19 protein-coding genes and 1 pseudogene are annotated in these 23,711 nt (G+C 68.9%); 7 read left to right on the top strand and 13 right to left on the bottom strand.

What is annotated here, in order from left to right:
- Positions 1–26 precede the first annotated feature (26 nt).
- The 4 genes from Pmi06nite_RS17250 to Pmi06nite_RS17235 are packed head-to-tail and all read right to left on the bottom strand — an operon-like array spanning position 27 to position 4,903.
- Positions 27–959, bottom strand: a complete 933-nt coding sequence (locus Pmi06nite_RS17250) for a potassium-transporting ATPase subunit C (protein WP_239113974.1) — start codon at positions 957–959, stop codon at positions 27–29.
- A 40-nt stretch (positions 960–999) separates the two neighbouring features.
- Positions 1,000–3,138 (bottom strand): potassium-transporting ATPase subunit KdpB, encoded by a 2,139-nt coding sequence (gene kdpB, locus Pmi06nite_RS17245; protein WP_203954030.1) that lies wholly within the window; start codon positions 3,136–3,138, stop codon positions 1,000–1,002.
- The gene (gene kdpA, locus Pmi06nite_RS17240; protein WP_203954029.1) at positions 3,138–4,799 is read right to left on the bottom strand and encodes a potassium-transporting ATPase subunit KdpA; all 1,662 of its coding nucleotides are present in this window, start codon (positions 4,797–4,799) and stop codon (positions 3,138–3,140) included. Before kdpA ends, kdpB begins: the two co-directional genes overlap by 1 nt.
- A gap of 14 nt (positions 4,800–4,813) precedes the next feature.
- A complete protein-coding gene (locus Pmi06nite_RS17235; protein WP_203954028.1) occupies positions 4,814–4,903 on the bottom strand; it encodes a potassium-transporting ATPase subunit F in 90 nt (29 codons plus the stop codon).
- Between the two features lie 270 nt (positions 4,904–5,173).
- Here Pmi06nite_RS17235 and Pmi06nite_RS17230 point away from each other — a divergent pair, with 270 nt between their 5' ends.
- Positions 5,174–7,741 carry a DUF4118 domain-containing protein gene (locus Pmi06nite_RS17230; RefSeq protein ID WP_203954027.1) on the top strand — a complete coding sequence of 856 codons (2,568 nt, stop codon included), beginning with the start codon at positions 5,174–5,176 and terminating at the stop codon, positions 7,739–7,741.
- Between the two features lie 532 nt (positions 7,742–8,273).
- Here the strand turns inward: Pmi06nite_RS17230 and Pmi06nite_RS17225 are convergent.
- Positions 8,274–9,209, bottom strand: a complete 936-nt coding sequence (locus Pmi06nite_RS17225; protein ID WP_203954026.1) for a dihydrodipicolinate synthase family protein — start codon at positions 9,207–9,209, stop codon at positions 8,274–8,276.
- A 72-nt stretch (positions 9,210–9,281) separates the two neighbouring features.
- Between Pmi06nite_RS17225 and Pmi06nite_RS17220 the strand changes: the two genes are divergently transcribed.
- A complete protein-coding gene (locus tag Pmi06nite_RS17220; RefSeq protein WP_203954025.1) occupies positions 9,282–10,181 on the top strand; it encodes a LysR family transcriptional regulator in 900 nt (299 codons plus the stop codon).
- Positions 10,182–10,184: 3 nt separating this feature from the next.
- Here Pmi06nite_RS17220 and lepB read toward each other — a convergent pair whose 3' ends face one another.
- The 4 genes from lepB to Pmi06nite_RS41930 all read right to left on the bottom strand — a co-directional run bounded on the left by lepB (position 10,185) and on the right by Pmi06nite_RS41930 (position 13,642).
- Positions 10,185–11,012, bottom strand: coding sequence for a signal peptidase I (gene lepB, locus Pmi06nite_RS17215; protein ID WP_373317308.1), 828 nt, complete (start codon positions 11,010–11,012; stop codon positions 10,185–10,187).
- 232 nt (positions 11,013–11,244) lie between these two features.
- A complete protein-coding gene (locus Pmi06nite_RS17210) occupies positions 11,245–12,195 on the bottom strand; it encodes an NADP-dependent oxidoreductase (protein WP_203954023.1) in 951 nt (316 codons plus the stop codon).
- Positions 12,196–12,204: 9 nt separating this feature from the next.
- Positions 12,205–13,128: a Ppx/GppA phosphatase family protein gene (locus tag Pmi06nite_RS17205; RefSeq protein ID WP_203954022.1), complete on the bottom strand. Its 924-nt coding sequence runs from the start codon at positions 13,126–13,128 to the stop codon at positions 12,205–12,207.
- 151 nt (positions 13,129–13,279) lie between these two features.
- Positions 13,280–13,642, bottom strand: a complete 363-nt coding sequence (locus Pmi06nite_RS41930) for a TetR/AcrR family transcriptional regulator (RefSeq protein WP_373317310.1) — start codon at positions 13,640–13,642, stop codon at positions 13,280–13,282.
- Between the two features lie 33 nt (positions 13,643–13,675).
- Between Pmi06nite_RS41930 and Pmi06nite_RS42990 the strand changes: the two are divergent.
- A pseudogene (locus tag Pmi06nite_RS42990) lies at positions 13,676–13,738 on the top strand (hypothetical protein); the annotation flags it as partial.
- Positions 13,739–13,767: 29 nt separating this feature from the next.
- Positions 13,768–13,956: an SDR family oxidoreductase gene (locus Pmi06nite_RS41920; RefSeq protein WP_203954164.1), complete on the top strand. Its 189-nt coding sequence runs from the start codon at positions 13,768–13,770 to the stop codon at positions 13,954–13,956.
- Between the two features lie 15 nt (positions 13,957–13,971).
- Here Pmi06nite_RS41920 and Pmi06nite_RS17190 read toward each other — a convergent pair whose 3' ends face one another.
- A complete protein-coding gene (locus Pmi06nite_RS17190; RefSeq protein WP_203954021.1) occupies positions 13,972–15,081 on the bottom strand; it encodes an FAD-dependent monooxygenase in 1,110 nt (369 codons plus the stop codon).
- A gap of 153 nt (positions 15,082–15,234) precedes the next feature.
- On the opposite strand from Pmi06nite_RS17190, the gene Pmi06nite_RS42590 reads away from it, so the two are divergent.
- Entirely contained in the window at positions 15,235–16,230 is a 996-nt protein-coding gene (locus Pmi06nite_RS42590; protein WP_275409575.1) for a TetR/AcrR family transcriptional regulator C-terminal domain-containing protein, read from the top strand.
- Between the two features lie 17 nt (positions 16,231–16,247).
- Complete coding sequence (locus Pmi06nite_RS17180) at positions 16,248–16,880, top strand: AAA family ATPase (RefSeq protein WP_203954020.1); 633 nt, start codon at positions 16,248–16,250, stop codon at positions 16,878–16,880.
- A gap of 23 nt (positions 16,881–16,903) precedes the next feature.
- Here the strand turns inward: Pmi06nite_RS17180 and Pmi06nite_RS17175 are convergent, their stop codons facing one another.
- Together Pmi06nite_RS17175 and Pmi06nite_RS17170 are read right to left on the bottom strand one after the other, a co-directional pair.
- Positions 16,904–17,869, bottom strand: a complete 966-nt coding sequence (locus Pmi06nite_RS17175; protein ID WP_203954019.1) for a GlxA family transcriptional regulator — start codon at positions 17,867–17,869, stop codon at positions 16,904–16,906.
- A 7-nt stretch (positions 17,870–17,876) separates the two neighbouring features.
- Positions 17,877–18,458 carry a cysteine hydrolase family protein gene (locus Pmi06nite_RS17170; protein WP_203954018.1) on the bottom strand — a complete coding sequence of 194 codons (582 nt, stop codon included), beginning with the start codon at positions 18,456–18,458 and terminating at the stop codon, positions 17,877–17,879.
- A gap of 299 nt (positions 18,459–18,757) precedes the next feature.
- Here Pmi06nite_RS17170 and Pmi06nite_RS17165 point away from each other — a divergent pair, with 299 nt between their 5' ends.
- Positions 18,758–21,283 carry a DUF262 domain-containing protein gene (locus tag Pmi06nite_RS17165; protein WP_203954017.1) on the top strand — a complete coding sequence of 842 codons (2,526 nt, stop codon included), beginning with the start codon at positions 18,758–18,760 and terminating at the stop codon, positions 21,281–21,283.
- Positions 21,284–21,499: 216 nt separating this feature from the next.
- On the opposite strand, the gene Pmi06nite_RS17160 is transcribed toward Pmi06nite_RS17165, so the two are convergent.
- Entirely contained in the window at positions 21,500–23,569 is a 2,070-nt protein-coding gene (locus Pmi06nite_RS17160; protein ID WP_373317307.1) for a PhoX family protein, read from the bottom strand.
- Positions 23,570–23,711 lie beyond the last annotated feature (142 nt).

The following is a 23,711-nucleotide window of genomic DNA, read 5'->3' as shown; positions in this document are numbered from 1 at the left end:
GTCGAGGAAGCCGGGACCGGTGGGCCTCACCCGCGGAAGGGATATCTCTTGTCGAGGTCGATGTTGAGCCGCAGGACGTCGACCCGGGGCTCACCGATGAAGCCGAGCACGCGGCCGTCCTCATTGGCCGTGATCGCTTTCAGCACCGCGTCGGTGGGGATGCCGCGTGCCCTGGCGACGCGCGGGGCCTGCAATCGTGCGTACGCGGGGGAGATGTGTGGATCGAGGCCGCTGCCGCTCGCCGTCACCGCGTCCGCCGGCACCGCGGGCGTGGCTGGGGCGTCGCCCCGGATCGGCACGATCTCGCCCACCAGGTAGTCGCCGCCGTACCGGGCGCATTCGACCGGCCGGCCGGCGTAGGTCGTGAGAAACGGCCTGGCCACGATGCCGCACTGCTCGTTCACGCTGACGACCCGGGTCGGTCTCGTCACGTGCCCGGTCCTGTCGCGGGGCCCGATGAGCGACAGGACCGCGCCCACGCCGCCCGGGGTGCAGAACGGCCGGGAGCCGTCCACGCCCTCCAGCGCGCCCACGGCCTTGCTGCGGGTGCAGACCTGCGTGAGCAGGCTGTCCCTTGCCTTGTGCGCGGCGATCGCCACCGCCTTTTTGGCGGGATCCTCCGGCAGCGTGTCGACGATGTCCTCCGGGCCCAGGTTGCCCGCACCGGTCGAGGTGGGGTCGTAGCCGGTTCCGGCGTTCGACGGACGGCTCTGGAAGTACTGCTTGAGCGGGTCGCCGTTCCTGTCGGTGAACAGCTGGCCGATGATCTGGCTGCCGACCGTGCGGCCGCCGATCGTGACCATCGAACCTTCCGCCCGGTTGTGGAGGCCGGGGAGGAGGGCGACACCCCAGACGACGACCGGATAGATCACTCCGGTGATCGCCGTGAGGACGAGGAGAGCGCGGACAGCCGCCAGATGCTGCACCACCCAGGCGGGCGCGCGGGTCATGAGCGGCATCGGCACCGCCTCCGGCGGGAGCTGAAGATCACCTGGGGTGTCATGACATCCCCGGCAGGAACTGAACCGGCAGGTCGATGAGCTTGATGCCGATGAACGGCGCGATGATGCCGCCCAGGCCGTAGATGTAGAGGTTGCGGGCCAGCAGCTTGGACGCGCTCGAGGGCCGGTAGCGCACGCCGCGGAGGGCGAGCGGGATCAGCACCACGATGATGATCGCGTTGAAGATGACCGCGGACAGGATCGCCGACTGCGGGCTGTTGAGCCGCATGATGTTGAGGGTGTCCAGGCCGGGATAGACCGCCGCGAACATCGCCGGGATGATGGCGAAGTACTTGGCGATGTCGTTGGCGATCGAGAAGGTCGTCAGCGCGCCGCGGGTGATGAGGAGTTGCTTGCCGATCTCGACGATCTCGATGAGCTTGGTCGGGTTGGAGTCGAGGTCGACCATGTTGCCGGCCTCCTTGGCGGCCGACGTTCCGGTGTTCATCGCCACCCCGACGTCGGCCTGCGCGAGCGCGGGCGCGTCGTTGGTGCCGTCACCGGTCATCGCGACCAGCCGGCCGCCCTCCTGCTCCTTGCGGATCAGGGCGAGCTTGTCCTCCGGAGTCGCCTCGGCCAGGAAGTCGTCCACCCCGGCCTCGTCGGCGATCGCCTTGGCCGTCAGCGGGTTGTCACCCGTGATCATGACGGTGCGGATGCCCATCCGGCGCATCTCGTCGAACCGCTGACGCATACCCTGCTTGACGACGTCCTTGAGGTGGATGACGCCGAGCACGTGCGCGGTGGTCCTCCCGTCCTGTCTGAGGACCTCGCCGACCACGAGTGGTGTGCCGCCGCTGGCGGAGATGCCGTCCACGATGTGGCCGACCTCGCCGGTCGGATGGCCGCCGTTGTCGCGGACCCATTTCATCACCGCGGTCGCCGCGCCCTTGCGGAGCAACCGGACCTGTTTCCCGCCGCCGTCGAAGTCGACGCCGGACATGCGGGTCTGGGCGGTGAACTCGATCCAGGTCGCGTGGGAGAGCTCGCCGGGGGTGCGTTCGCGCAGGCCGTACCGGGTCTTGGCGAACACCACGATCGAACGGCCTTCCGGCGTCTCGTCGGCGAGGCTGGACAGCTGCGCGGCGTCGGCAAGATCAAGCTCGGTGACGCCGTCGACGGGCTGGAACGCCGATGCCTGGCGGTCGCCGAGGGTGATGGTGCCGGTCTTGTCCAGCAGAAGGGTGTTGACGTCCCCCGCGGCCTCCACCGCGCGTCCGCTCATGGCCAGGACGTTGCGCTGCACGAGCCGGTCCATCCCGGCGATGCCGATCGCGGACAGGAGGGCGCCGATCGTCGTCGGGATCAGGCAGACCAGCAGCGCGACCATGACGATGCCGCTGACGCCGTGGGCGTTCAACGTCAGGGAGTCGGGCACGCCCGGCTGGGTCGCCTTGGAGTAGATCGCGAGTGGTTGCAGCGTGGTGACCGCCATCACGAAGATGATCGTCAGTGAGGCGAGCAGGATGTTGAGGGCGATCTCGTTGGGCGTCTTCTGGCGTTTGGCGCCTTCGACGAGAGCGATCATCTTGTCGATGAAGCTCTCCCCGGGCCGTTGGGTGATCTTCACGACGATCCGGTCGGACAACACCTTGGTGCCGCCGGTGACCGCCGACCTGTCGCCGCCGGACTCCCGGATCACCGGGGCCGACTCGCCGGTGATCGTCGACTCGTCGACGCTGGCGATGCCTTCGACGACGTCGCCGTCGCCGGGGATGATCTCGCCCGCCTCGACGACGACGTGGTCGTGCTGCTGGAGCTGAGGTGCGGGAACCGCCTCTTCCCGGGCCGGTCCGCCGGGCCTCCAATCGATCAGACGGCGGGCCGTGGTGTCCCGCTTGGCCCGTCGCAGGGCGTCGGCCTGGGCCTTGCCGCGGCCTTCCGCCACCGCTTCCGCGAGGTTGGCGAAGATCGCGGTCAGCCAGAGCCAGACGACGATCAGCCAGGCGAACCAGCTGGGTTCGGCGATCGCCAGGACGGTGCTCCACACGGCGCCGATCTCGACGATGAACATGACCGGGTTGTGCCACATCGTGCGTGGGTCGAGCTTCTTGACGGCGTCGGGCAGTGCTCTGACGAGCTGCTTCGGATCGAGCAGCCCGGCCTGAACGCGCCCGCCGGTCGCGACCCCGCCCATCAGCGGATCCCTTCGGCCAGCGGCCCGAGGGCGAGCGCGGGGAGGAAGGTGAGGGCGACCAGGATCACCGCGACGCCGACGACCATCCCGACGAACTGCGGCCGATAGGTGGGCAGGGTGCCCTCCGACACCGGAATCCGGCCCTGCCGGGCGAGCGACCCGGCCAGCGCGAGGATGAGGATCATGGGCAGGAAACGCCCGATGGCCATGGCCAGCCCGAGTGCCGTGTCGTAGAACGGGGTGTTCGCTCTGAGGCCGCCGAACGCGGACCCGTTGTTGTTCGACGCCGAGGTGAACGCGTAGAGCACCTCGGAGAGCCCGTGGGGACCGGTGTTGAGCATTCCTCTCCGCCCCCAGTCGCCGGCCATCGCGACCGCCGTTCCGACCAGGACGCAGATCGGCGTGATGAGGAAGTAGGAGGCCGCGAACTTGATCTCCCGGCTGCCGATCTTCTTGCCGAGATACTCGGGCGTGCGCCCGACCATCAGCCCGGCCACGAAGACCGTGATCATCGCGAGGACGAGCATGCCGTACAGGCCAGAGCCGGTGCCGCCCGGGGCGACCTCGCCCAGCATCATGTTGAACATGCCGATCATGCCGCCGAGGCTCGTGTAGGAATCGTGGGCGGAGTCCGCCGCCCCGGTCGAGCTCAGCGTGGTCGCGCCGGCGAACGTCGCGGAGTTCGGCACCCCGAACCGGGTCTCCACGCCTTCCGCCGCGGCGCCGACCGCGGTCGGCACCGTGCCGTGATGGCTCATCTGGAACACGGTGATCAGCGTCAGGCTGACGATCGCCAGCGTCGCCATCACCGAGACGATCGCGTAGCCCTGCCTGTCGCTGCCGACCATCCTGCCGAACGTGCGGGGAAGGCTGACGCTGATGACGAGCATCAGGAAGATCTGGAGCCAGTTCGTCCAGGGCGTCGGGTTCTCGAACGGGTGGGCGGAGTTGGCGTTGTAGAAGCCGCCGCCGTTGGTGCCCAGTTGTTTGATGACCTCCTGGCTGGCCACCGGTCCGCCCGTCATGACCTGCCTGGCGCCGGCCAGGGTCTGGAGCGGGTAGGGGTCGTGGAAGTTCTGCACCGCTCCGCCGGCGATGAGAGCGAGCGCGCCCACGAAGGCCAGAGGCAACAGGATCCGGAGGATTCCGCGGATCAGGTCCACCCAGAAGTTGCCGAGGTGCTCGGTCTTCCTGCGGGCGAATCCGCGTACGAGGGCGATCGCGACGGCCATGCCGACGGCGGCGGACGCGAAGTTCTGCACGGCCAGCCCCGCCATCTGCACCAGGTGGCCCATGGTGGACTCGCCGGAGTACGACTGCCAGTTCGTGTTCGTGACGAAGCTGATCGCGGTGTTCCACGCCTGGTGCGGGACGACGGGCCCGAACCCGAGGCTCAGCGGCAGGTGCTCCTGCAGTCGCTGGAAGCCGTACAGGAACAGGACGGAGACCACCGAGAAGGCGAGCACGCTGCGGGCGTACGCGCTCCACGTCTGCTGGGCGTCGGGTCTGATGCCGATCAGGCGGTAGACGCCGCGTTCGGCCCGCGACTGCCCGGTGCCGGTGTAGACCCGGTACATGTAGTCGCCCAGCGGCCGGTAGGCCACGGCCAGAGCGATCACCAGGGAACCGGTGAACAGGATCGCCGCGGTCGTCGTGCTCATCTGGAACCGCTCCTTCAGAACCGTTCCGGGAACAGCAGAGCCGCCATCAGGAAGATGACCACGGAGACGGCCAGGATGAGCCCGACGAGGTTCTCAATGCTCAAGACCGCTCGACCGCCTTCGGATGGACAGGAAGATCGCCGCGCCGGCAGGCTGCGCTCCAGGACGTGGTCACTTTCTGTATCCCCCCGTCACCGTACGTCAAAGCCCATCCTGTGCGGTCCGCGTCCGTGGCGGCGCGTGCAAGGTCCGCCACGCGTGGTAGACCGAAGAAGACAGATGCTGATCGAGGTCGGGCCGACGACGTGATCAGCGGGCCGGAATCTGGGACGCATGGAGCCGGCCGATCGAGAAGCGGTGAAGGGGTGGGCCGGATGACGCGCGGGCGGCTGCGGGTCTACCTGGGAGCGGCGCCGGGTGTCGGCAAGACGTACGCGATGCTCTGCGAGGGCCGCAGGGCACGGGAGCGCGGGCGCGATGTCGTCGTCGGGTTCGTCGAGACCCACGGCCGCGCCCGTACGGCCGTGTTGCTCGAAGGCATGGAGGTCGTCCCCCGCAGGACGCTCGTCCACCGTGGGGCGACCTTCACCGAGCTCGACGTCGACGCGGTCATCGCACGAATGCCCAAGATCGCCCTGATCGACGAGCTCGCTCACACCGACGCGCCGGGCTCGCGCAACACCAAGCGCTGGCAGGACATCGACGACATCCTCGACGCCGGGATCGACGTGGTCTCCACGGTCAACGTGCAGCACCTGGAGTCGCTCAACGACGTCGTCCAGCAGATCACCGGCATCGCCCAGCGGGAGACGGTGCCGGATGAGGTGGTACGGCGGGCCGACCAGATCGAACTGGTCGACATGTCGCCCGAGGCTCTGCACCGCCGGATGGCGCACGGCAACGTCTACCCGCCGGAGAAGGTCGACGCCGCGCTGTCGAACTACTTCCGCATCGGAAACCTGACCGCTCTGCGTGAGCTGGCGCTGCTCTGGGTCGCGGGCAAGGTCGACGAGCAACTCGACCGGTATCGGGCCGATCATGGAATCGGCGGGACCTGGGAGGCCCGTGAGCGCGTGGTGGTGGCGCTGACCGGCGGCCCGGAGGGTGACACGCTGATCCGGCGGGCGGCCCGCGTCGCCGCCCGCAGCAAGGGCGCGGATCTGCTCGCCCTCCACGTCACACGGGCCGACGGGCTTGCCGTCGCAGACCCCGCCGGGCTCGCCCGCCAGCGCACCCTGATCGAGAGCCTGGGCGGCACATATCACCAGGTCGTCGGTGATGACATCCCCCGCGCCCTGCTGGATTTCGCCCGTGGTGTCAACGCCACCCAACTCGTGCTCGGCGCGTCCCGCAGAGGCCGGTTCGCCCAGTTGTTCTCCCGGGGCGTCGGCCTGACGACCACGGCCCGGTCCGGCTCCATCGACGTCCATCTGGTGCCCCACGCCGAGATCAGCAAGGGCAGGAGCCGCCCTTCGCGGTCCCGGGCCGCGCTCACCCTCACGCGGCGGCTGGCGGGGTGGGCGCTGGCCGTCGCCGGACTGCCGGCGCTCACCGCCGGGCTGCGGCCGTTGCGGGACGCCCTGACCCTGCCCATCGACATCCTGCTGTTCCTGGTGATGGTCGTCGCCGTCGCCCTGGTCGGCGGCATGTGGCCGGCCGTCGCCTCGGCCGTGGCCGGGTTCCTGCTGCTCAACTACTTCTTCACGCCGCCGGTCGACGAGTTCACCATCGCCGATCCGCAGAACCTGCTCGCGCTGGCGATCTACGTGCTGGTCGCCATCATGGTCAGCACGGTCGTCGACCTGGCGGCTCGCCGTACCCGCGAGGCCGCGCGGGCCGGCGCGGACGCCGAGGTGCTGTCCACCCTCGCGGGGCACGTGCTCCGGGGAGAGGCGGCGCTGCCGTCCCTGCTCGCCCGGCTCCGCGAGACATTCGGGCTGACATCGGTCAGCCTGCTTGAACGCCGGCCCGGGGCCGAGCCCAATCCCGGCGACCAGTCCGATCCCGATGCCTGGCACGTCGCCGCCACCTCCGGGGACGAACCGAGTGCGTGCCCGGGTGCGGCCGACACCGACGTGGTCATCGACGACACCCACGTGCTCGCGGCGCGCGGACTGCTCGACGCCGCCGACCGCCGGGTGCTCGAGGCGTTCGCAGCCGAGGCCGTGGTCGCGCTCCGCCAGGAGCGGCTCGCCGAGGAGGCCGAACAGGTCCGGCCCCTCGCCGAGGCGGACAGGATGCGTACGGCGCTGCTCGCCGCGGTCGGCCACGACCTGCGTTCCCCGCTCGCGTCGGCCAGGGCGGCGGTGGAGAGCCTGCGCGCCACCGACGTCGCGTGGAGTGACGAGGAACGCGTGGAGTTGCTGGCCACCGCCGAAGAATCGCTGGCCAGGCTGGATCGGCTGGTCGTCAACCTGCTCGACATGAGCCGGCTGCAGGCCGGCGTCCTGGGAGTGTCCGTCGAGCCGGTCTCACTGGAGGAGATCGTCCCCCGGGCGATCGACGATTTCGGGCCGCAGGGAGATCAGGTCGAAGGCGACGTCTCGGCAGGCCTGCCCGAAGTCGTCGCCGACCCGGCCCTGCTGGAACGGGCCCTGGTCAACCTCCTGTCCAACGCGGTCCGCTACAACCCGCCCGAGGAGAAGGTGCTGATCACCGCGAGCCGGCACGGCGACCACGTGGAGATCCGCGTCGTCGACCGCGGCCCGGGCATCCCGCCGGAGGCGCACGACCGGGTCTTCCTGCCCTTCGAGCGTCTCGGCGACCGCGACGACCACAGCGGCGTCGGTCTCGGCCTGGCTCTCTCACGGGGTCTGATCGAGGCCATGGGCGGCACGCTGACTCCCGGCGAGACACCGGGCGGCGGCCTCACCATGATCCTCACGCTGCCCGTCTCCTCGCGCGCGGCGTCCTCGGGCGACCGCGCCTCGGAGGCGAGCTGATCACGGCGGACCCGCGCGTGGCGCGGGCATGCCGGGCCCGAGTTCCCGCACGTCGCAAGCGCCGTGATCATGCACAAGTTCGAAAATCGCCAGCCTGACCAGCCGATCCATTGAGCGTGATCATGCACAGGTTCGGAAACTGCCGCCCTGAGCAGCCAGTTTCCCAAGCGTGATCATGCACACTTTCGGAGAAACCTACCGCGACCTGGCACTACACGTGCGGTGATCATGCAATCGGGCAGATTTGCATGATCACCACGCACATATGGCCTGGACAACGCGCCAATCGCCGAATCTGTGCATGATCACGAAACCCATCAGGCCTGACCAGCACGCGTACGAGCGAACCTGTGCATGATCACGCGCGGCGTCGCGCCTGGCAGGCATGCCTTCCCCCGAACCTATGCATGATCACGCACAAGGGCGTACACCTGCCCCGGTGCGACTGGCCCCTGAGATCCGACGAGCGAGCCGCTCGCTGACGAAGGTCCGCGGGTCCGGTTCGCCGCTCTCGCTTCGCGGGATCATCCGATCAGAGCTCCGCGACCCGCTCCAGCGCCGCGTCGACGGCGGCCCGGGACGCCGGGACCAGGGGGAGCCGGATGTCGGCCGTCGGAATGCGGCCCTGGGCGTGGAGGACGCCCTTGAGCACCGTGGGGTTGGGCTCGCTGAAGAGGGCGGCCGACAGCGCGGTCAGCCGGTGGCCGAGGTTCCGGGCGCGGGTCGCCTCTCCGGCGTGCCAGGCGGCGGCGAGCTCCACGAACGACGCGGTGGCCAGGTGGGCCGAGGCCAGGATTCCCCCGGCGGCGCCGAGCGCGAGGAGCGGGGAGACGAACAGGTCGTCGCCGGCCAGGACGGCGAAGTCCTCCGGGAGGTCGCCGAGGAGTTCGACGGCCTGTTCGTCGACGCCGCCGGCCGCGTACTTCATGCCGACGACGCCGGGCAGCGCGCCGAGTGCGCGCAGGCAGGCCGCGCTGAGCGGCTGCGCGGTGCGGTAGGGGACGTGGTAGACGATCAGCGGCACCGGGGTGGCGGTGGCGAGGCTGGTGAAGTGCGCGAGGACGCCCGCCGCCTGCGGCCGGGTGAAGTACGGCACGGGCACCAGGGCGGCCGTCACGTGCGGCAGGTGGGCGAGCTCCGCCAGCGCCGCCGCGGTCGCACGGGTGTCGTGGGATCCCGCGCCGAGGATGAGCGTGGCGCCGCGTTCCCGGCAGACGCGGGTGCAGACCTCGATGACCGTGTGCTTCTCGTCCGCGGTGAGCGAGGCCGGCTCCGCGGTCGTCCCGAGGGCGACGATGCCGCGCGCGCCCGCGTCGAGCACGGCGTGCGCGAGGCCTTCGAGGCTGGTGGCCGCGACGGTGCCGTCGGCGGCGAAGGGCGTGATGAGCGGGACGTGGATCCCGGCCAGGGGACGGGTGCTCGGGGCGTCGGGGGTGCGGGCATCACGGCTCGAGGTCGCAGAGTTCATGGGATCGATGGTGGCCCGGCGGATTTGCCCAGGTCCAGTTACCTTTTCCGGCTCAAAGCGTAAGCTGAGCCGATGCTCGAGCTTCGCCGCCTCCGCCTGCTCCGGGAACTCGACCATCGGGGGACCATCGCGGCGGTCGCCCAGGCCCTGGCCTTCAGCCCGTCGGCCGTGTCTCAGCAGTTGGCGGTTCTGGAGCGGGAAGCCGGCGTGCCCTTGCTGGAACGCACCGGCCGCCGCGTGCGCCTCACGCCGGCCGGCCGCAACCTCGCCCGGCACGCCGAAGCGCTGCTGGAACGCCTCGAACTGGCATCCGCGGAGTTGATCGACGCCCGCCGGGGCCTCGCCGGGCCACTGCGGATCGGCACCTTCCCGACCGCGGCCCGGGCCATCCTGCCGGCCGCGCTGATCGAGCTGAGCCGCCGGCACCCGGCGCTGGAGCCGATGGTTTCGGAGATCGACCCGGCCGCGATCGCCGACGCGCTGCGAGCCGGCGAGCTGGACGTGGCGCTGATCCACGACTACGACTTCGTCCCCCAGGCCGCCACACCGGGCCTGATCGTGGCACCGCTGTGCGCCGAGTCGATGTATCTGGCCTCCGCGTCCCCGCTGGACGTGCCGCCGGACCAGGTCGTCGCCCGGTGCGAGGCGGCCGACTGGATCACGGCTTCGCCGGGTACGGCGTGCCACCAGATGACGATCCGTGCCTGTCAGGCCGCCGGCTACACCCCGCGGGTCCGGCACCGCATCGACGAGTTCTCCACGGTGCTGGCCCTGGTGGCGGCAGGGCAGGGGGTCGCGCTCGTTCCCCACATCGGGACGTTCGACGCCCCGCCGGGCACGGTCCTGACGCGGGTGCCGATCCGGCGGCGCACCAAGATCGCCTTCCGGAGCGGCGGAGGCGGGCATCCGGCCGTGACGGCGATCACCGAGGCCTTGCGGAGTTCCGTTCCGGTCGGGCTGGACGGCGAGTAGACGCTACGAGGGCCGGTCCTGTGTCCTTCGCCGAGGCCGCTCGGCGAAGCGGCGGTGACGCCACAGCACCAGCGGCACGGTTCCTGCGATACCCAGCGGCAACGGTGACCCCACGACCGATGAAGCCGCGTTCAGCGCCGGCTGGGCGAACGTGCCGGGGATCGAAAGCACCTTCGCGCGATCGAACGGCCACGCTATGACGAAGGCTCGTCCGACCACTTTGTCCACGGGGATCGTGCCGCCGCCCGTGTCGCTCGTATGGCGCCTGGAGTCGTACGAGACGGATCGGTGGTCGCCCATGACCCACAGGCGGTCCTTCGGCACGGTGATCGAGAAGGGCTGATCGGAAGGGATGTCGCCGGGGTACAAGTAGGGTTCGTCGATCGCGGTGCCGTTGACGGTGACCCTCCCCTTGGCATCGCAGCACTTCACCGTGTCGCCCGGCTTGCCGATGACCCGCTTGATGTAGTCCTTGTCGCCGGGGACGAGGCCGAATTGGATGCCCACCCAGTGGAGTGCGCGGCCGAATGGATTGCCGGGATCCTGGTACGGGATCTCGGGGTCCCAGGAGTCGACGCCGGAGAAGACGACGATGTCGCCGCGTTCGATGTCGCGGACGTGGTAGACGAGCTTGTTCACCATGACCCGGTCGTTGACCAGGAGGGTGTTCTCCATCGATTCCGATGGGATGTAGAAGGCCTGGACCACGAAGGACTTGATCAGCAACGCCAGGCCCAGGGCGACGACGACGAGGATCGGGAGCTCCCGGAAGAACGAGCCTTTCCTGCCCTTGTGTCCCTCGTCGGCCTGCTCGGTGTCTTCCGCGACCACGGTCACCTCGTCCCGGTAGGGCGGTGCGGGGGGAGCACCGAGATTCTTGATCTTACTAGTCCTCGTCCCGCCACTCGGGACACCCGAGCCGAGGGAGGTTCGACACGATGAAGAGCTCCACTGTCCGTGGCCCCTGATCAGTGCCGGCACCGGAGCAGGCGCGGTGCGAGCCGTGCCCGGGCCGGAGCGCCGACGACGGAAAGGATATGCAAGCGGGCGGAGTACTCGGGTTCTAGGCTCCTGCGGAGTCGTTCACGGTGAGCACGATCTTGCCGGTGGTGCGGCCTGTCTCACCGCGCTCGTGCGCCTTGGCCGCCTGTTCCAACGGCAGCACCGTGTCGATCTCGACACGGAGCCTGCCCGCCTCCACCAACGCGGAGATCGCCTTCAGAGAGGCGAGATCCGGCTCCACGAGCATGGACTCCGCCCGGATGCCCAGTGCCTGGGCCTGTGCCCGGAGCCCCTCGTCCGTGTTGGACAACACGAGCGAGACGATGACGCCGCCTCGGCGCATGGTGCGCAGAGAGCGTGGCCCGTGGTCGCCGCCCATGGTGTCGATCACCACGTCGACGTCCTCGACCACCTCGGCGAAGTCCACACTCCGGTAGTCGACGAGTTCGTCCGCTCCCAGACCGCGCAGGAACGCGTGTTTGGCGGCGCTCGCGGTGCCGATGACGTACGCACCCCGGGCCTTGGCGATCTGCACCGCGAGATGGCCCACTCCGCCGGCGGCGGCATGGATGAGCACCCGCTGTCCGGCCGTCACCCCTGCGGTGTCCTTCAGGGCCTGCCATGCGGTCAGCGCCGCCAGCGGGAGCGCCGCCGCGTGCACATGGTCGACGTTCCGGGGTTTGGGGGCGAAGGTGCGGGCGGGCGCCGCCACATACTCGGCGAAGGCGCCGTGCCCGTACGGGTAGCGCAGCATGCCGAACACTTCGTCACCCGGTTTGTACAGTGCCGTTCCGAGCCCGACGGACTCGACGACACCGGAGACATCCCAGCCGAGAACGAACGGCGGCCTTCCCAGCAGGCCGCCCGTGGCGCGATGCTTCCAGTCGGTCGGATTGACCCCGGCGGCGCGCACGCGCACCAGCACCTCGGTCGGACCCGGCGCCGGCCGCTCCACTTCTGTTTCCTTGAGCACCTCTGGACCGCCGAGGACGTCCTGGCTTATTGCACGCATCGCACTCCGTCAGTGGGTTGATCCGAGGCGTTCCAGCAGGAGCCCCTCTCGGGTGGACCAGGGGCAGATCTCCACGCTCGTCGCCTCGCAGGCCTCCATGAGGGCCTCGGCTATCAGCGCTCCGGCGAGGGACTGCTCGGCGCGGTGTGTGCTGATGCCCGGCAGCTCTCCACGGTGGGCCGGGTCCATGTCGGCCAGAAGGGCGAGTGACGCCTGTACGCCGGTCAGCGACAGGCGGTTGCGCGAGCAGGACGGCTCGCCCTGGGCGAAGGCGAGCCGGGCGAGCTGGGTGAAGGTCTTCGAGCTCGCGAGGACGTGTCCGCCGGGCTGGGGCGTCGGCAGACCGGGTTGCCGGCTCAGCGCCCGGCGGAGGTGATGCCGGACCCTGCGCAGTTGCCGCGAGGAGGAGGCGGCCCCGCCGGGCAGCCATCTGCGGGTGATCGTCCTGGCGCCCAGCGGCAGCGAATGCACGGTGTGCGGTTCCCTGTCGGTCCCGGAGGCGATCTCTATCGTGCCGCCGCCGATGTCCAGGACCAGCAGTGGGTCCGACGTGTGCCCCGCCCATTGGCGGGCCGCCACGTAGGCCAGCCGTGCCTCTTCCCGGCCGGGCAGGACCCGGAGCCGGGTGCCCGTGGCCCCGGCGATGCGGGCGATGACCTCGTCGCGGTTGGGTGCGTCCCGGATGACGGAGGTGGCGAAGGCGAAGACGCGGGACTGCGCGGCCGGGTTGGCGTCCATCGTCTCGGCCACCGCCTGCTGGACGCTGCGTATCCCCTGCTCGTCCAGTTGCCCGTCCGGGGCGAGCATCTGGTGCAGGCTCAGCCGTACCTTGTGGGACAGCACCGTCTCCAGGCCGGTCTGCCCGTGCGGCCGGCGGACCACGGTCAGCAGAGCGCTGTGACAGCCGACGTCGAGGACAGCTGCCTGCCGCATCCGCATCACCTCTCTGCGCTCCCAACCCGTGGGGGGGACGGATCGTCGTTCGGCGGCGGGCGTCAGTGGGGGACTGGCGCCGTTCGTGTACAGGCCGCGCGAAAACTTTGGAGAGCCTACTCCCAGGGTAGCCGCTTGAGGGCCAGGTCGATCATCGCGTCGAGGTCGGCGCGCGGAGTTCCGGACGCCGCCTCGACGGCGATTCCCTGGGAGAGCGCGGTGACGTATGTGGCCAGGACCCCCGACTCGACCCCCTCGGGCAGCGATCCGTCGTGCCCTCGCCCGTGGTGACGGTGGCGGCGCCGCGTAACCACGCCTCGACGACATCGCGGACCGTCGGCCGGGCCACGGCGTCGTCGGAGTAGGTGAAGACCGTGGTGACGTACCGGTCGAGCACCTTCTCGTAGAGGCCCTCCTTCGAGCCGAACGCGGCGTAGATGCTGCCCGGCTTCAGGTTCATCGCCGAGGACAGGTCGGCCATCGTGGTCCCGTCGTAGCCCTTCGCCCAGAACAGGCCGAGCGCGACGCCGTCCGTCAGGCCGTCGACGAGACAGTCCGGCGGCTGGGCGGGTTGGACATCCTGGTCAACAACGCCGGGGTGAGCGGGGTCGGCCCGATCGGGGAGATCACCGAAGAGGGATACGACCACACGGTCGCGGTCAACCTGCACAAGACGGGCTGTTCGCGGCGATCACCAAGCCCTACATCGCCGTGGACCGGTACGGCACCACCGACGAGGTGGCCAGCCTCGTCGTGTACCTCGCCGGTCCCGACGCCGCCTACATCACCGGTGCCACCATCAACGTCGACGGCGGATACGCGGCCTAACCCGAGCAAGGCCGGTCAGGCGTCCAGCGAGATCGCGTTCTTCGCCCGTTCGATCGACTCCTCGGAGGCGGGGCCGCCCGGGTTCTCCGTGGCCAGGGCCTGGTTGAGCTCGGCGAACGGGCGCATGCGCCGCTCGTAACCAGCCAGCGCGGACCGGTGGTCCCCGCCGGCCGCGGCCAGTTCGGCGGCCAGCACGTACGCGCCGACCAGCGCGAGGCTGGTGCCCTGACCGGACAGCGGTGAGGCGCAGTAGCCGGCGTCACCGAGCAGGGTCACCCGTCCGCGTGACCACGAGTCGATCCGGATCTGGGCCATCGCGTCGAAGTAGAAGTCGGGCGCCTGCCACATGGCCTTGAGCAGTCGCGGTATCTCCCAGCGCATTCCGGCGAGCCGGTCGGCGACCAGCCGGCGCTGGGCGTCCAGGTCACGGTGGTCGTAGTCCACGGGCTCGGACATGAAGCCGAGGTTGACCCGCAGTTCGGTGTTGTCCCGTGCCGGGTAGATGCCGCCGCCGAGGTCGCCGTCGCGGATCCAGACCTGCCACTCGTCCAGGTTCAGGATGTTCTCGGTGGTGAACACCGACACATAGGTGCCGAGGTGGTGGATGAACTCGGCCTCGGGGCCGAAGGCCAGTCGCCGCACCGTCGAATGCAGCCCGTCGGCGCCCACCACGAGGTCGAACGTGCGCGGCCGGCCGCGCTCGAACTCCACCCGCACGCCGTCCTCGTCCTGTTCGATCGCGGCTATCGAATCGCCGAACACGTACTCGGTGCCCGCGACCGTGCGCTCGTGCAGGATCCGGGTGAGGTCCTCGCGGAGCACCTCGATGTCGTCGCTGTCCAGCCGGCCGCTGCTCGCCGCGTACTCGGTGGAGCGCATGATCTCGTTGCCGTCGCCGTCCAGCATGGACATCCCACGCATGCGGGTGCGCAACTCCCGCAGTGGGGTCAGCATGTCCATCCGGTCGACCACGTCGAGCGCGACTCCGCGGATGTCGATCGCCTGGCCGCCGATACGCGGTGCGGGCGCCCGCTCCACCACGGTCGGTGCGAAGCCGTGGTGGTGCAGCCAGTAGGCCAGGGCCGGACCGGCGATGCTCGCTCCAGAGATGAGCACGGTTTTCATCTGTTCTCCTCCTACGGTGTACGCGAGATCTGAATGTACATCGTACGCAGCCATAGGACAACGCGTTGACCTGCTAATCTGCCCTAGTACAGGAGGATTCTTGTGAATCTGATGTTAGGGTCTGTACTAGAACAGACGAGAGGAGCCGAGCCGGTGACAGAGACCATCGAACCGCCCTATCAGCGCATCGTCGCCGACATCCGCCGGCGGATCGAGGCCGGCCGGCTGGCACCGGGGGACCGGGTGCCGTCGACTCGTCAGATCGCCAGGGACTGGGGCGTCGCGCTCGCCACCGCCACGAAAGCGCTGACCACCCTGCGCCAGGAGGGGCTCGTGCGAGCCCAGCCCCGGGTCGGCACGGTCGTGGCACCGCTGGACGCCGGTGAGGAGGCCCGTCCGGCGACGCAGGACGGGCCGCGTCGCAGGGCACGCCCGGCGCCGCCGGCCGAGCAGGAACTGACGCGCGAGCGCATCGTGCGCGCCGCGATCGAGATCGCCGATGCCGAGGGGCTGAACGCGTTGTCGATGCGCGGTGTCGCGGCCCGGCTCGGCGTGGCCACCATGTCGACCTACCGCCACGTCGCCGACAAGGACGACCTCATCCTCCTGATGGCGGACGCGGCGTTCGGCGAGCACACGTACGCGCAGCCGCCCCCGGCCGGCTGGCGGGCCCAACTGGAAGACAGCGCACGCGCGATGTGGACGCTGTACCGCCGCCATCCCTGGCTCGCCCAGTTCAACGCCCTCACCAGGCCGCTGCCGCTACAGAACCTGCTGGTCCACGGCGAGCGGATCCTCGCCGCGCTGGACGAGCAGGGCTTCGACCCGACCACCAGGCTCGATCTGCAGGTGCTGCTCTACAGCCACGTCCAGGGCCTGGCCGTCCACCTTGAACGGGAGACCCACGCTCAGGCCGTCACCGGTCTGTCCGAGGACCAGTGGATGGAGCTCCACGGCCCTGCCATGGGCTCCATCGCCGCCACCGGCCGCTACCCGGCCTTCGCCAGACTCATGGACGCCTTCGCCGAAGACGGCGGCTACGACCTCGACTGCGACAAACTCTTCGAACTCGGCTTGCGGACCCTGCTCGACGGCTTCGCCCGCCTCATCGAGCAGCAGCAACGTGGGCGAGGCGGCTCGGCACACTGAGAGTTAGGGTCTGCCCCATGCTCTTGTGGATCAACGGCCCCTTCGGCGGCGGCAAGACGCAGACCGCCCACGAGATCCAACGGCGGCTTCCCGGCAGCGTCATCTGCGACCCGGAACACGTCGGATTCGGGCTGCACCGGATGATGCCTCCACGTCTGCGCGGAGACTTCCAGGACCTGCCGGCCTGGCGACAGGGTGTGTTCGAGGTGCTGGACCTGGCCCTCACCCGGCACAGTGGCACGGTGATCGTTCCGATGACGGTCGTGGAGCCGGGGTACTTCGGGGAGACCGTCGGCAGGCTCCGGGAGCGCGGTCACGACGTCCGGCACTTCGCACTCCTGGCCGACCGCCGCACGGTGCTGCGACGACTGCGCGAGCGCGGCTTCGGAAACGTCGTGCGGTTCGTGGCCGGGGAGAACGCCTCGCTGCGCCGCGAGAGCTTCGCCGTCGCGAAGCTCGACCACTGCCTGCGGCGCCTGAACGACGCCGAGTTCGCCGAGCAGATCTGGACGGATCGGCTGACGGTCTCGCAGGTCGCCGAGCACATCGCCGGCGCCACCGGGCTCACCCTCGCCTCGAACACGGACAGTGCGCTACGGGGACGGCTGCGCCGGGCCTGGACCGGGGTGAAGCACATCCGGTTCGACTGAAAGACGGAGCAGGCTCCGCCGGGTCAGGCGTCGTACGTGATGGACGCGCTCCCGGCCGAGCCCCCTCCAGAGCTTCCGGCAGAGGGGTTCGTCCGGGCTCTGAGGCGGCGGAGCATGCGGGCGTCCTGGAAGCCGACCGCGCGGGCGGCCGACTCCACCGTCGCGCCCTGGCCGATCAGGTGCTCCGCGCGTTCCACCCGGAGCGTCTGCTGGTAGCGCAGCGGGGTCATCCCGGTCGCCTCGCCGAAGATCCTGGTCAGGGTGCGCGGGCTGACCCCGGAGGCGGTGGCGAGGCCGTCCAGCGGCAGCGGCTCGGTGAAGCGGGAGTCGATCAGGTCCTGCACCCGGTGGACCACGTCGCTGAGGTGGGAGCGGTAGCGCAGGGCCCCCGCCTGCCGCTCGTCGCCGTTGCGCCGGGTGTAGACCACCATCTCGCGGGCGATCCTCGCGGCGGCCCCCGGCCCGTGCCGTACGGCGACGAGGTGCAGCGCGAGGTCGATGCCGCTGGCGATTCCGGCCGAGGTCACCACCCGGTCGTCGACGACGAACAGCACGTTGCGGACCACGGTCGCCCGGGGATACCGGCGGGCCAGTTCGTCCTGCAGGCCGTGGTGGGTGGTGCAGCGCTTGCCGTCGAGCAGCCCGGCCCGGCCGAGCGCGTCCGCTCCCGCGCAGACGCTGGCCACGGTGCCGCCCGCCGCGTGATGCTCGGCGAGCCTGCGGGAGCTGTCCGGGTCGAGCCTCGGGCTGTCGCGGAATGTCGGCCCTCGCCAGCCCGGCACCACGACCAGGTCGCCGGTGTCCAGCTCGGGCCAGGTGACCTGGGCCCGGATCGGCAGGCCCTGGGCGGTGGGGACGTCCTCCCGCTCACCCACGTAGCTCAGCTCGTAGCCGTACCCGAGATCGGCGGCCGTCGAGAACACCTGGGCCGGACCGGCGAGGTCCAGCAGGTGCAGCCGGGGGAGGAGCAGGAAGACGACTCGGGGCACGATCTGGTCAGCCTACCAATGCCGTCGTGCTCGTGATGGCGGCGAAGCGGCCGGCCAGGGCGTACTCCGTCCTGGCGATGATCTCGGCCACCTGCAGGGTGCGGGGGTCGGCGAGGATCTCCTCGAGTTCCCGGTCCTCCGGCGCGTCGCGGTGCGGTATCGGGAAGGTCGCGGTCGCGTCGGTGACGAAGGTGACGTCGAAGCCGAGGTCGGAGGCCAGGCGGGTGGTGGTCTCGCAGCACTGCTCGGTCCGGATGCCGCACACGACCAGGTCGCGGATGCCCTCCGTCGTGAGGATCTGCTGAAGGTTGGTGGTGGTGAACGCGTTGTGCGAGGTCTTGGTGAGCACCGGCTCGTCCTCCTCCGGCTTCAGCCCGTCCATCAACCGGACGTGACCCGAGCGGGGGTCGAACGGCGTGCCGGTGCCCGGCTCGGAGTGCAGGACCCACACCACGAGGTCGTCGCGCTCTCTGGCCCAGGTCACCAGGCGGTTCACCTGGTCCACGATGCCGGGGTTGGACACGGCCCGCCAGTTGGGGCGCTGCCGGAAGGATTCCTGGACGTCGACGACGACGAGTGCACGTTTCATGTCGCCAAGCCTGTCGCCGGACAGGGGGCCGTCGTAAGACACCATCGAGGCTCGATGCGGAACGATCCGGACAACTGCTCGGCAGTGATGGCGATCAGAGAGACAACGGGCATCAGGTCGGCGGCCGATGGCCGTTCGCCTGGGTTGTCGTGACATTGGGACACCCGCTGACACGGACGATTCGGCCGGACGGACTGGTGCGTTTGGCTGACCGACGACGGTGGAGCGGCTTACGCTTCCGCGTGATTTGCGAATTGCGCAGGAGCTTGAACCACTAAACGGTCGGCGAGGGAGATGGCGTGAAGGCGAACGAGACCACCCTGCGTCGGCTCATTCAGGGCGACCAGCAACTGCTGGTCCCGTTGTACCAGCGCCAGTACACCTGGGAACGCGATCAGCTTGCCCAACTGTGGGCGGACATCAAAGCTCAGGTCGACATACTGGCTGATGGCCGACAAGACGCCCCGAGTCATTTTCTCGGTTCGGTCGTGCTGGCGCCGGGACCGGATCTGGCACCGAGTCGTTCACAGTGGATCGTGGTGGACGGTCAGCAGCGGCTGACCACGCTGATGCTTGCACTGTGCGCGATCAGGGATCACTTGACGGCGGAAGACCCAGAGCATCGCGAGCGGATCGATGAGCTTCATCTGATCAACAAGTTCCAGCACGGGGAGATGCGCTACCGCTTGCTGCCCACCCAGGGGGACCGGGCGGCGTTCAAGGCGTGCGTGGACCAGGTGCAAGAGCAAGGGACCGGCAGCCTGGTCGGCAACGCCTACCAGTTCTTCAAGAGCATGCTGGTGGAGTTCGACGACCCGGCTGATCCGCATGACATCGAGCGGGTGGAGTCGGTGCTGTTGGATCGGCTCAACCTGGTGCAGATCCTGGTGGAGAAGGACGACAACGCGTTTCGGATCTTCGAGTCGATCAACAACACCGGCATGCGGCTGAGCCAGGTAGACCTGATCCGAAACTACGTGTTCATGTGCCTGCCCACGCGGGGTCAGCATGTCTACGACGATTTCTGGCGCCCGATCCAGAAGCGGCTGAAGCCTAAGGCCATGGAACAGCTGATGTATCTGGTGCTGGTGCTCAGGGAAGGGGACGAGGCGCAATACAACGCCGTTTACCGCGGGCATCAGCGGATCCTGCTCGAGATAGCCGGAGACGAGGCGAAGGTCGAGGAGTACGTCAAGGAGTTGCACCGCCGTGCCCGGCATCTGGAACAGATCCTCGACCCGGTCGGCGACTCCCCGACGGCGCAGAGGATGAGGTTCCTCGACGCCTGGCAGGCCACTACCGCGTACCCGCTGGTGATGCGGCTGCTGGAGTTCCGCGAGGACGATGTCATCGATGATGACGAGGTCGCCGAGACGCTTCTCTACGTCGAGAGTTTTCTGGTACGTCGGCTGATCGCCGGGGTGACCACTAACAACTTGAACAGGATCTTCCAGCGGCTCGCCGTGCAGCTGTCCCCGGACGAGCCGTCGATACCGCAGACTGTGCGCACGGCGCTGTCGCCGGCCCGGCTGTACTGGCCATCAGACGATCAGCTGCGTGAGGAGATCCGTAACCGGGCGTTTTACTGGCAGGGCCGTCCGGCACAGCAGAAGCTGGTTCTACGCCGTCTCGAGGAAGCGCTGGGAAGTAAGGAACGGGTGGATCTGTCTGAAAAGCAGATCACCATCGAGCATGTCCTGCCACAGACCCCAACCGCGGATTGGGTGAGCGAGCTGTCCAGGGGCAGTGACGACCCTGACCTGGTGCACCGGCAGCTTGTGCACACCCTGGGCAATCTCACACTCAGTGGTTACAACTCCGAACTGGGGAACACGCCCTTCGCCCGCAAGCGCAAGCAACTCGCACAGAGTGGCCTTGTGATGAACCAGGAGATCGCAGCTGCCGAGCATTGGGGCAAGGCCGAGATCCTCACTCGAGCCGGTCGGCTCGCTGACCTGGCGACCTCTATCTGGCCCGGTCCCGAGGAGACCGACCGGGGCACCGCAGCTTCACGCGACTGGACCCTGTTGCACAATGCGCTGGCTGCACTGTCACCCGCTACCTGGACCTCCTATTCCGATCTCGCGGAGCTGATCGGCTCGCACGCCGTTCCCGTGGGTGTGCATCTGGCCACTGTTCCGGTATTCAACGCCCACCGGGTGCTCACCAAGTCTGGTCAGATTTCGGGAAGTTTCCGCTGGACGGACCCAGACGACGATAGGGATGTTCGTGATGTCCTGCAGGCTGAGGGAATCGAGCTGAACGAGAACGGTCAGGCTGATCCTGGACAGCACATCAGCGCTCGCGAGCTCGCTGAGCTGCTGGGACTTCCCGGGGCAGCGGACCTTGCGGAGACCGAGCTGGCCGGTGAGGACGAATTGGATACCGAGGTCGTTGAGGAGCGCGAGAAGCGTTTCTTTCAGCAGCTCAATGAGACGAGCGGACCTCAGGCGGCGGGCGCGGTACAGCGAGTGCTGGAGCATTGGCGAGCGCGCGGAGGAGAGGTGCAGCATGGCACCTCGGCTGGTGCTTCATGCGCACCTATCATCAGAATTGATGGGAAGCAGATTCACGTAATCCGCTTCTACGCCGACACGTTCGCGATTCCCTTCGGCACGCTCAAGAGGCGGCCCCCGTTCGACGACCCGGCTCTGCGCGAAGACCTGAGGCAACGGCTCAACGACGCGCCCGGCGTCGACATCCCGGTGGGAAAGCTGGAGCTATATCCCTCAGTCAAGATAACCCAGCTGGCCAACATCGCGGTCTTCGACGTTGTTGTCGCCCTACTCGACTGGTTTGCCGCGCAGGTCACGTCAAAGACGTGATCAGGGGGAGAAGGCGTATCGGCCGCCTGCGCGTTCGTCGGTGTAGTGGCGAACGATTCGATTGCGCGTCGGCAGGTCGAACCTATGGGGGAGAACACGTGTGCTCGTCTCGCGCCTGGTCGCCAACCTGACCGAACCGACCGCAGGCTGACCGGGTCCGCCCGGATGAGGACCGTGGCCCGGGCGGGCCGTGGTCCTCATCGCGAGCGGCCGGATTCAGGAGCCGATCTTCTTGCCCTGCTTGTGCCAGGCCACCGCGACGGACGGCCGGGGCTGGGCGGCCCCGCCGTCGGGCCAGTGGCTGGACGGGTTGTCGGGGGTCGCGCCGGTGATCTCACCCGGGTGCTGTACGGCGACGAACACGCTGAGCTGGTCTCCGGTGATGAGCGGGCCGCAGGTCTCGGCGCCGAAGGGAACCGTCAGGAACTGCCGCACGTGGCCGCGCTCGGAACCGGCGAGCGGCATCGCGAACAGGCCGTCGTTCTTGCCCAGCGCGTTGCCGTCGGTGGAGATCCACAGGTTTCCCTGTGCGTCGAAGGTGACGTTGTCCGGGCAGGAGATCGGCGAGACCTTCGTCTTGTCGTATCCGCCGAAGTAGGTCGAGGGATCCGCGGGGTCGCCGCAGACGAGGGGGAGTGACCAGCCGAACGACGTCGCGCCCGCGTCGTTCTTCCTCTCAACGATCTCCAGGATGTGTCCGTGCCTGTTCGCCGTCCGCGGGTTGACCTCGTCGACCTGGGCCGCGGTCCGGTTGGTGTTGTTGGTCAGCGCGACGTAGACGGCGCCGTTGACGGGGTTGCGCTCGATGTCCTCGGGGCGGTCCATCTTGGTCGCGCCGACCTTGTCCGCGGCCACGCGGGTGTAGACGAGGACCTCCTGGGCCGTCATGCCCTGGACGAAGGACTTGTCACCGCTGACCAGCGGGATCCAGGTGCCCGCCCCGTCGAACGCGCCGTCCTTCGGCAGCGTGCCCGAGCCGTCGATCTCGGCCGCGGGGCTGTCGCCGGTGAACGTAGCCACGTACAGCGTGCCCTCGTCCAGCAGATCCCGGTTGTGCCGGTCGAAGCCCGGGATGTAGCGGTCCTTGGAGACGAACTTGTAGATGTACTCGAACCGGCCGTCGTCGCCCATGTAGACGGCCACGCGGCCGTCCCGGGTGAGCGTGGTGGTGGCGGCCTCGTGCGCGAACCTGCCCAGGGCGGTGCGCTTGACCGGGGTGGAGTCGGGGTCGAACGGGTCGACCTCCACGATCCAGCCGAACCGGTTGATCTCCTGCGGGTGCCTGGCGAGGTCGAACCGCTCTTCCACCCGGTCGAAGCGGCGGTTGCCGCTGGGGATCGCGGTGGTGGTGCTGATGCCGTACCGGGTCAGGTAGGTCTTCTGCGCCTCGGGGACTCCGTTGCCGCCGACGAAATACTGGTTCCAGTTCTCCTCACCGGTGAGGACCGTCTGCCACGGCGTCGTGCCTCCCGCGCAGTTGTTGAGCGTGCCGTACACCGTGGTTCCGCGCTTGTCCGCCGCGGTCTTCAGCAGCGCCGAGCCGGCCGCGGGACCCGAGAAGGCCATCCGGGTCTGCGCGGTGATGCGGCGGTTGTACCGGCGGCGGCCATGGGTCACGAGCTTCCACTGCCCGGTGCGCCCGACCCGTTCGACCTCCACGATCGAGCCGCCGTGCGCGGCCAGCCCGATCCTGATCTGCTCCAGCGGCACGGTGTCGCCGCTGGTCCACCCGCGGAACATGAGGTTCTCGTCGGTGTACTCGTGGTTGACCCACAGCAGGCCGCGATCGCGTCCCAGCGGGAAGAAGGTCACGAAGTCGCAGTTGTAGCCGAACTGCTTCGCCTGCGCCGCGGCCGTCTGCCTGTCGAAGTCGAACTTGGGCGCGTCGGGGAGGACCGGGTCACCCCAGCGGACCACGACCGACGACACGTAGCCGGCGGCCACGGTCAGCGCGTCCGCGGAGTTCGGCGCCACGGGAGTGAACCCGAGGCCGTCCCGGTACCCGTGCCCGGAGGCCGATCCGTGACCGCTGTCGGCCGCGGCGGGCACGGCAGCACCGGCGACGCCGACGGTCGCGACCAGCGTGCCGAGGGCACCGGCCCGGAGCGCGCCGCGGCGGGAGAACGTGCCGGAGAGGATGTCGCCGAAATAGGGATTGTCGCTGGTATTGGGGACTTCATGTGCGCATGCATCGCCACAGCGGAACCGGCATGTCATCGCATCGCGCCCGCCCGCGCGTGGAGCGGATAACAGCGGGAGCATCCTTCGGGGAGAAGGGTTCGCCACAGGGCCCTCCAAGATCGGAGACGATTGCCCTTACCGTAAGACGCGCCATCTGAATTTCAGATGAATTGAGATTGCCCGTTGGGTGAATCGATTCCAGGGATGACGAGAAATAGGTCGTATTACTACATTCGGCCGATATATG

The organism is Planotetraspora mira (assembly GCF_016863275.1).
GTDB classification, from domain to species: Bacteria; Actinomycetota; Actinomycetes; order Streptosporangiales; family Streptosporangiaceae; genus Planotetraspora; species Planotetraspora mira.
The sequence above is the reverse complement of the archived record's forward strand: the minus strand, read 5'-3'. Positions and strand labels throughout refer to the sequence as shown.